This window comes from Luteococcus sp. (assembly GCF_043424415.1).
Lineage (GTDB): Bacteria > Actinomycetota > Actinomycetes > Propionibacteriales > Propionibacteriaceae > Luteococcus.
Map to the genome: position 1 here is coordinate 1 of NZ_JBHWOO010000318.1, position 7,629 is coordinate 7,629.

7 protein-coding genes are annotated in these 7,629 nt (G+C 67.3%); 4 read left to right on the top strand and 3 right to left on the bottom strand.

Features of this window, described 5'->3' with window-relative positions:
* Positions 1 to 91: 91 nt before the first annotated feature.
* The 3 genes from ACHFFZ_RS17595 to ACHFFZ_RS17605 all read right to left on the bottom strand — a co-directional run bounded on the left by ACHFFZ_RS17595 (position 92) and on the right by ACHFFZ_RS17605 (position 3,089).
* On the bottom strand, positions 92 to 1,552 hold the full coding sequence (locus ACHFFZ_RS17595) for a GuaB1 family IMP dehydrogenase-related protein (protein ID WP_394277874.1): 1,461 nt from the start codon (positions 1,550 to 1,552) through the stop codon (positions 92 to 94).
* 68 nt (positions 1,553 to 1,620) lie between these two features.
* Positions 1,621 to 2,664: an anthranilate phosphoribosyltransferase gene (gene trpD / locus ACHFFZ_RS17600; protein WP_394277875.1), complete on the bottom strand. Its 1,044-nt coding sequence runs from the start codon at positions 2,662 to 2,664 to the stop codon at positions 1,621 to 1,623.
* Complete coding sequence (locus ACHFFZ_RS17605; RefSeq protein ID WP_394277876.1) at positions 2,661 to 3,089, bottom strand: response regulator; 429 nt, start codon at positions 3,087 to 3,089, stop codon at positions 2,661 to 2,663. Before ACHFFZ_RS17605 ends, trpD begins: the two co-directional genes overlap by 4 nt.
* Before the next feature lie 314 nt (positions 3,090 to 3,403).
* Here ACHFFZ_RS17605 and ACHFFZ_RS17610 point away from each other — a divergent pair, with 314 nt between their 5' ends.
* The 4 genes from ACHFFZ_RS17610 (at position 3,404) to ACHFFZ_RS17625 (ending at position 7,574) form a co-directional block, all read left to right on the top strand.
* Positions 3,404 to 4,000 carry a heme-copper oxidase subunit III gene (locus ACHFFZ_RS17610; RefSeq protein ID WP_394277879.1) on the top strand — a complete coding sequence of 199 codons (597 nt, stop codon included), beginning with the start codon at positions 3,404 to 3,406 and terminating at the stop codon, positions 3,998 to 4,000.
* Between the two features lie 21 nt (positions 4,001 to 4,021).
* The gene (locus tag ACHFFZ_RS17615) at positions 4,022 to 4,828 is read left to right on the top strand and encodes a c-type cytochrome (RefSeq protein WP_394277877.1); all 807 of its coding nucleotides are present in this window, start codon (positions 4,022 to 4,024) and stop codon (positions 4,826 to 4,828) included.
* 80 nt (positions 4,829 to 4,908) lie between these two features.
* A complete protein-coding gene (locus ACHFFZ_RS17620; RefSeq protein WP_394277880.1) occupies positions 4,909 to 5,919 on the top strand; it encodes a Rieske 2Fe-2S domain-containing protein in 1,011 nt (336 codons plus the stop codon).
* The gene (locus tag ACHFFZ_RS17625; RefSeq protein WP_394277878.1) at positions 5,919 to 7,574 is read left to right on the top strand and encodes a cytochrome bc complex cytochrome b subunit; all 1,656 of its coding nucleotides are present in this window, start codon (positions 5,919 to 5,921) and stop codon (positions 7,572 to 7,574) included. Before ACHFFZ_RS17620 ends, ACHFFZ_RS17625 begins: the two co-directional genes overlap by 1 nt.
* Positions 7,575 to 7,629 lie beyond the last annotated feature (55 nt).

Here is a 7,629-nt window from a genome sequence, read left to right on the forward strand (position 1 = left end):
GACGACGACGTGCTGCGGGCCCCGACTCCATGGAGTCGGGGCCCGCAGCACGTCGTCGTCCAATCCCGGGCAGGGGCCCGGCGGTCGGCCATCAGCTCCAGGACTGTGCCAAGGGACGTCCCTCGTCATAACCGGAGGGGCTCTGGACGCCCACCACTGCCTTCTCGGCGAACTCCTCGAGGGTGCGGGCGCCCGCGTAGGTGCACGCCGAGCGAAGGCCAGAGGTGATCCAGTCCACCAGGTCCTCGACACCGGGTCGGGCCGGGTCCAGGTACATCTTGGAGCTGGAGATGCCCTCCTCGAAGAGGGCGGCTCGAGCGCGATCGAAGGCGGACTGGGCACGGGTGCGTGATTTCACGGCCCGGGCGCTCGCCATGCCGAAGGACTCCTTGTAGTGGCGTCCCTGGGCATCGACCAGCAGGTCTCCAGTGGACTCGTGCGTGCCGGCGAACCAGGAGCCCACCATCACGCTGCCCGCGCCTGCCGCCAGGGCCAGGGCGACATCACGTGGATGCCGAACGCCGCCGTCGGCCCACACCGCCCTGCCGACGGACTGTGCTGCTTCGGCGCAGTCCAGGACGGCGGAGAACTGGGGACGTCCCACGCCGGTCTGCATCCGGGTGGTGCACATCGCGCCCGGCCCGACCCCGACCTTCAGGACATCGGCACCGGCCTCCGCCAGGTCCAGCACCGCCTGTGGCGTCACCACGTTGCCGGCAACCATGGGGATCCGCCGGCCGGAGCTGGCCTCGAAATCGTCACGCACCCGGGAGACCGTCGACAGGGCGTCGATCATCTTCTCCTGGTGTCCGTGGGCCGTGTCCATCACCAGGACGTCGGCCCGGGCCTCCAGCAGGGCCTGGGCGCGGCCTGCGACATCGCCATTGATCCCCACCGCGGCGGCCACCATCAGGTCACCCTGCGGGTCGAGAGCAGGGCGATAGATGGCTGCTCTCAGGGCACCCTTGCTCGTCATGATGCCAACAAGTCGACTTTCTTCGTCGACCGCCAGGGCCACCTTCTGGTGGTGGGCCGAGAGGGTGTCGAAGACCTCTTGGGGGCTGCTCGCGGGGTCGACGAGGGTCAGGTCGGTCGTCATCACCTCGTGCACCTGGGCGAAGCGGTCCACCCCATTGGCCTCGGTGGGGGAGACGATGCCGATCGGGTGGCCCTCCTCGACGACGATGACCACGCCATGGGCACGCTTGCCCAGCAGCGCCATGGCCTCACCCACGGTCGTGTCGGGAGTGACCCGCACCGGGGTGTCGAAGACCGCGTGGGCCCCCTTGACGCGGTCGATGGAGCGGCCCACCACGTCGGTGGGGATGTCCTGGGGAAGGACGGCGATGCCACCGCGACGAGCGATGGTCTCGGCCATCCGGCGGCCGCTGATGGCCGTCATGTTGGCCACCGCGATGGGAAGGGGAGTGCCGATGCCGTCGGTCGAGGTGAGGTCCACGTCCATCCGGCTGGTGACGCTGGAGCGGTTCGGTGCCATGAAGACGTCGTTGTAGGTCAGGTCATGGCCTGGCTTGTCGGTGAGAAATCGCACGAGCCCATCTTGCACGCTCGTGCTGGGGCACGACCGAGCCCCCTCGCTGCTGGACTCGGCGGCGGGATTCAGGCCTGCTGGGTGGCCTCGACGAGCGCGGCCAGGGTGCGGTGGGCCGCACCGTCGTCCACGGCACGAGCCACGTCCGACAGGGCAGCTTCCATCTGCGGGGCCAGGGGCTGGTCGATGTCGATCCCCCGAAAGGCCGCCAGGGCGGCGGCCGCATTGAGCAGCACGATGTCACGGACCGGACCGGTCCTGCCATCCAGTACCTCGTGCACCACGGCAGCATTGACCGCGGGTGGGCCGCCGACCAGGTCGTCGGGCGTCGCCGGTTGCAGTCCGAGCGAGGCCGGGTCGAAGGTCGTCCGCGCGATGCGTCCGCCACCGATGAGCCAGACATGGCTGGTCGTGGTGGTGGTCAACTCGTCCAGTCCGTCGCCACCATGGAAGACCAGACCGCGGCTACCCCGTGCCGTGAGGACGCCGGCCATCAGCTCGGCCGAGACGGGATCGGCCACGCCGATCGCCTGGGCCACCGGTCGGGCGGGATTGGTCAGGGGGCCCAGCAGGTTGAAGGGGGTGCGGATCCCCAGCTCCTTGCGCGGTCCAGCAGCATGGCGCAGTGATTGGTGGTAGCGGGGGGCGAAGAGGAAGACCATGTTGGTTCGGTCCAAGACCCACTGCTGACGGGTGGGATCGACATCGAGTCGAACGCCCAGTTCCTCCAGGCAGTCCGCGGTTCCGCACATGGACGACGCAGCCCGGTTCCCGTGCTTGACCACCCTGGCCCCCGCGGCCGCGGCGACCAGAGCGGCCATCGTGGAGATGTTGACCGTGTTGGCCCGGTCACCCCCGGAGCCCACGATGTCGACGGCGTCGTCGGCCAGGGTGATCGGGGTGGCGTGCTCGGTCATCACATCGGCAAGGGCCTGCAATTCCCCAACCGTCTCGCCCTTGGCTCGCATCGCCACGGCGAAACCTGCGATCTGGACCGGGGTGGCGTTGCCCGAGAGGATCTCATCCATCGCCCAGCGGGTCTGGCTCGGCGAGAGGTCCTGACCGTCCGCGAGGCGGGTCAGCAGGTCTGGCCAGCGCGGTGCTGGGCTCACCGGCCCACCTGTGCCGCGGCCAGGCGTCGACGAGCCAGGTCCGCGACGGTCGCGGGAAGGCGCATCGGGTCGACGGGGAAGGCCTCGATCGCATCGGCATTGGACCAGGTGGCCAGCCAGGCATCGGCCACACGGGCGACCAGGAGAAGAACGGGTGGGCAGTCGGCCACCTCTTCCTTGAGCTGGCGGGACAGGCCCATGCCGCCATAGGGGGTGGCCTCCCCGTCGAGGACCAGGACGTCGTAGAGCCCGGAGTCGACGGCCTTGACCACGGCAGGTGCGGTCGCGGTGTCGAAGATCTCCACCTCGGGCAGGTCCGCGGCCACGCGACGGCCCAGGGCCAGTCGCACCTGGTCACGAGTGCTGCGGTCGTCGGAGTACAGCAGAACCTTGAGGGTGCGTCCGCTGGATGCCTGGTCGCTCATCGTCGTCCTGTTCGTTCGGTGGTAGGTCACAAGGCGCAGCTCGACTCGGCGGGCCGGCCGCCCTGGACTAGATGCTATCGCGCGAATCATCCAGCGCGGGAAGGGGTCCGGCGCCGCCACAAGGAGCGTCACGTGCCATGTTGTGGTCCATCGCCAGTGTCCGACGTGCCAAACCGGCCTTTTGAGGCAATAATGCTCCCGTGGCTACTTCTCCGCATGCGACCAGCGCCGTTCATGGCACGCCCGTGGGGGCCGTGCACCCGATCGCCCCCTCGCGCCTGCACGCGCCGAAGGGCAGGCCCGACATGGTCCCCCTGGGGACCTGGATCTGGCTGGCGAGCGAACTGATGTTCTTCGCCGCCCTCTTCGCCGCGTACTTCATGATTCGCGAGTTCACCGGGGCGCAGGCGGCCCCCGGCACCGAGACGATGTTCCAGGTCGGCCAGAACCACCACGACGTGGTCTTCGCCAGCGTGAACACCGGCATCCTGGTGCTCTCCTCCTTCGCCTGCCAGCTCGGCGTGATGAAGGCCGAGCACGGCCAGGTCAAGCGCACCAGCGGCCTGCTGAACATCGGCAAGTGGGGCATGCGCGAGTGGTACATCCTGACCTTCCTGATGGGAGCCGTCTTCATCAGCGGCCAGGTCTGGGAGTACGCCAAGCTCTTCAGCGAGGGAATCAACATCGGCACCGATGCCTACTGGTCGGCCTTCTTCCTGGCCACCGGCTTCCACGGACTGCACGTGACGGGTGGTTTGATCGCCTTCCTGTTCATCCTCGGCCGCACCTATCTGGCCCGCACCTTCACCCACGAACAGGCCGTCAGCGCGATGGTGATCAGCTACTACTGGCACTTCGTCGACGTGGTCTGGATCATCCTGTTCGCGGTCATCTACCTGCTTCCCAACTAATCCACCAGAGAGGGCGATCCCGTGCGATTCCTGTCCACGCGACGCAAGCACCCGGCGGCCAAGCCGCTCACCCTGCTTCTCGCACTGTTCATGATGGGCGCCGTGTACTCGGTGGTCTCACCGGCCGAGCAGTCCGCGGCCGACACCAACACCAACCCGCAGGTCGTCCAGGGCAAGGGCCTCTACGACGTGACCTGCTCGTCCTGCCACGGACTCAACGGTGAGGGCACCAGCCAGGCCCCGTCGCTGATCGGTGTTGGCGCTGCTGCTGTCGACTTCCAGATGGGCACGCGCCGCATGCCGCTGTCCAAGCCGATGGCCCAGGCCCCGCGTGATGCGGCTCCCGAGTACACGCAGGAGGAGATCGACGCGATCGCCGCGTATGTCGCCACCCTCGGCAAGGGTCCCAAGGTGCCCGCCGAGAGCAAGTACTCCCCGGCCGGCCTCAGCGAGGAGGAGATCGCCCGCGGCGGCGAGCTCTTCCGCACCAACTGCTCGGCCTGCCACAACATCGAGGGCCGCGGTGGTGCGCTGCCCAATGGTGCCTACGCCCCCTCGCTGACCAATGTCTCCTCCAAGCACATCTACGAGGCGCTGCGCACCGGCCCCCAGCAGATGCCGGTCTTCAATGAGGGCGCCCTGCCCGACCAGGACGTCAAGGAGATCATCGGCTACCTCGCCGAGGTGCGTGAGCAGCCCCAGTACGGTGGCCTGGAGCTCGGTGGCCTCGGCCCCGTCTCCGAGGGCTTCTACGGCTGGATCATCGGTATCGGTGGCCTCGTCCTCGTCGCCATGTGGCTCGCAAAGAAGGGGGCTCGTGCCCGATGAAGTCAACTGAGATCGACACCCACGGCCAGTCCGTGACCTCCGCGGAGCCGGTGTCCTACCACCCCGTGACCGACCCGGGCATGGAGGAGCACGTCGAGCGCTGGACGGACGTGAACCCGGCGGCTGCCGCTCGCGTCGTGCGCCAGATCGTCGGCATGCTCGCCCTGTCAATGCTGTGCTCGATCCTGTTCGTGGTGATCTACTTCGCCGTCCCCAAGGGCGATGTCGTCAACTTCGGGCCTTGGCACAGCAACGCCCACACCATCCTGCTCGGTCTGACCGGCGGTCTGGCCGTCCTGCTGATCGGTTTCTCGACGATCCACTGGGCCAAGCAGCTGATGAATGACGAGGAGGTCGTCGACGTCCGTCACCCGATCGCCTCCAGCGAGGACGACCACGCCGAGATGGCCGAGTCCTGGAGCGCCGGTGTCAAGGACTCCGACATCGGCCGTCGCAAGCTGATCGGTGGCATGCTCGCCGGTGCCGCCGGCCTGGCGGCCGTCCCGGCCGTCGTCAGCCTCGCCGACATGGGCCCCCACCCCGGCAAGGGAACGCGGGCTGCGACCATCGAGAAGACGATCTGGGCCGAGGGCGTCAAGCTCGTCAACGACGTCACCTGGAAGCCGATCAAGGCCTCCGAGCTCGAGATCGGCCAGATGGTCAACGCCGAGCCCGAGACCTTGGAGCCGCTGGCCCACGAGGACCATGTGGCCTTCCACCAGGAGCGGGCCAAGGCCGCGATCATCATCGTGCGCATGAACCCGAACTCGATCAAGGTCCCCGAGAGTCGCAAGGACTGGCAGGTCAATGGCATCCTGGCCTACTCCAAGATCTGCACCCACGTCGGTTGCCCGATCTCGCTGTGGGAGCAGAAGTCGCACCACCTGCTGTGCCCCTGCCACCAGTCGACCTTCGACTTGGGCGACTCCGGCGTCGTGGTCTTCGGTCCCGCCGCCCGGGCCCTGCCCCAGCTGCCGATCACCACGGACAGCGAGGGCAACCTCATTGCCCGTAGCGACTTCACGGTCCCGGTGGGCCCGAGCTACTTCGAGCGGGACTCCCGCAACGACTACAAGAAGGGTGACAACTGATGGCACGCCCCGCAGCCGTTGCCGAGAATGCCGAGCCCGTCGAGGCACAGCGACCCACCGGCGCAACGTCGGCCGCCAAGCGTGGCGGCGGCTACACCTGGTTCGACGAACGTCTGGGACTTGCCCGTCTGGGCAAGCACAACCTGCGCAAGGTCTTCCCCGACCACTGGAGCTTCCTGCTCGGTGAGATCGTCCTGTACTCCTTCATCGTCTGCCTGATCACCGGCATCTTCCTGACGATCTGGTTCCGCCCGTCGATGGCTGAAGTGGAGTACCACGGCGCCTACCAGCTGATGCGCGGCATCCCGATGTCCGAGGCCTATGCGTCGACCCTGACGCTCAGCTTTGACATCCGCGGTGGCCTGCTGGTCCGTCAGATCCACCACTGGGCAGCGTTGCTGTTCATCGCCGGTGGCGTCGCCCACATGCTGCGCGTCTTCTTCACCGGCGCCTACCGCAAGCCCCGTGAGATCAACTGGGTGATCGGTGTTGCCCTGATGGCCCTGAGCCTGATCGAGGGCTTCGCTGGCTACTCGCTGCCGGACGACCTGCTGTCGGGCACGGGCCTGCGCTTCGCGGACGGCCTGATCCGCTCGATCCCGCTGATCGGCACCTGGGCCGAGTTCTTCATCTTCGGTGGGGAGTTCCCGGGTACCGCGATCGTGCCCCGTCTCTACATGGCGCACATCCTGCTGCTGCCCGGCATCCTGCTGGGCCTGATCGCGGCCCACATGTCGCTGATCGTCTACCACAAGCACACCCAGTACCCCGGCCCGGGTCGCACCGAGCAGAACGTGGTGGGCTACCCGCTCTTCCCGGTGTACATGGCCAAGGCGGGGGGCTTCTTCTTCGTGGTCTTCGGCTTCTGCGTGCTGATGGGTGGTCTGATGCAGATCAACCCAGTGTGGAAGTACGGCCCGTACAACCCTGCCCAGGTAACGGCCGGTTCGCAGCCTGACTGGTACATGGGCTGGGTCGAGGGTGCCATCCGCATCATCCCGAACTGGGAGAGCCACATCGGTGGCACCACCTGGAGCTGGAACATCTTCCTTCCCGGTGTCGGCCTGATGGGCATCCTGTTCACCGGTCTGGGTGTGTGGCCCTTCATCGAGCGGTGGATCACGGGCGACCAGGCTGAGCACCACCTGCTCGACAGGCCGCGCAATGCCCCGACCCGTACGGCGCTCGGCGTGGCGGGCATGACCTGGTACGCCATGTTCTGGCTGGGTGGTGCCAACGACATCATCGCGACCAACTTCCAGTTGAGCCTGAACGCCATCACCTGGTTCCTGCGCTTCGCGGTCTTCCTGGCCCCGATCGTCGCCTTCATGGTCACCAAGCGGATCTGCCTGTCGCTGCAGCGGCGTGACAACGAGCGCGTCCTGCACGGCTCCGAGTCCGGCATCATCGTGCGCGACCCCTCGGGGCACTACTCGGAGGCTCACGTCCCGGTCAGCCACGACGAGGCCTTCACGCTCACCCAGCACAAGCAGTACGACATGGTGGACACCGACGATGACGCCCCCGTCAGCAAGAAGCGTGCTCGTGCGAGCCGCTTCCTGGTGGGTGACGAGATCGTCAAGCCCACCGCCGAGGAGATCGAGGATGCGCACCACCACGGTGCGGACGACACCCCCGAGCTTCCTCGCGCCTGACCAAGGCATCCAGTTCCAACGGCCCGTGGCCCCCGATCATTCGGGGGCCAAGTAT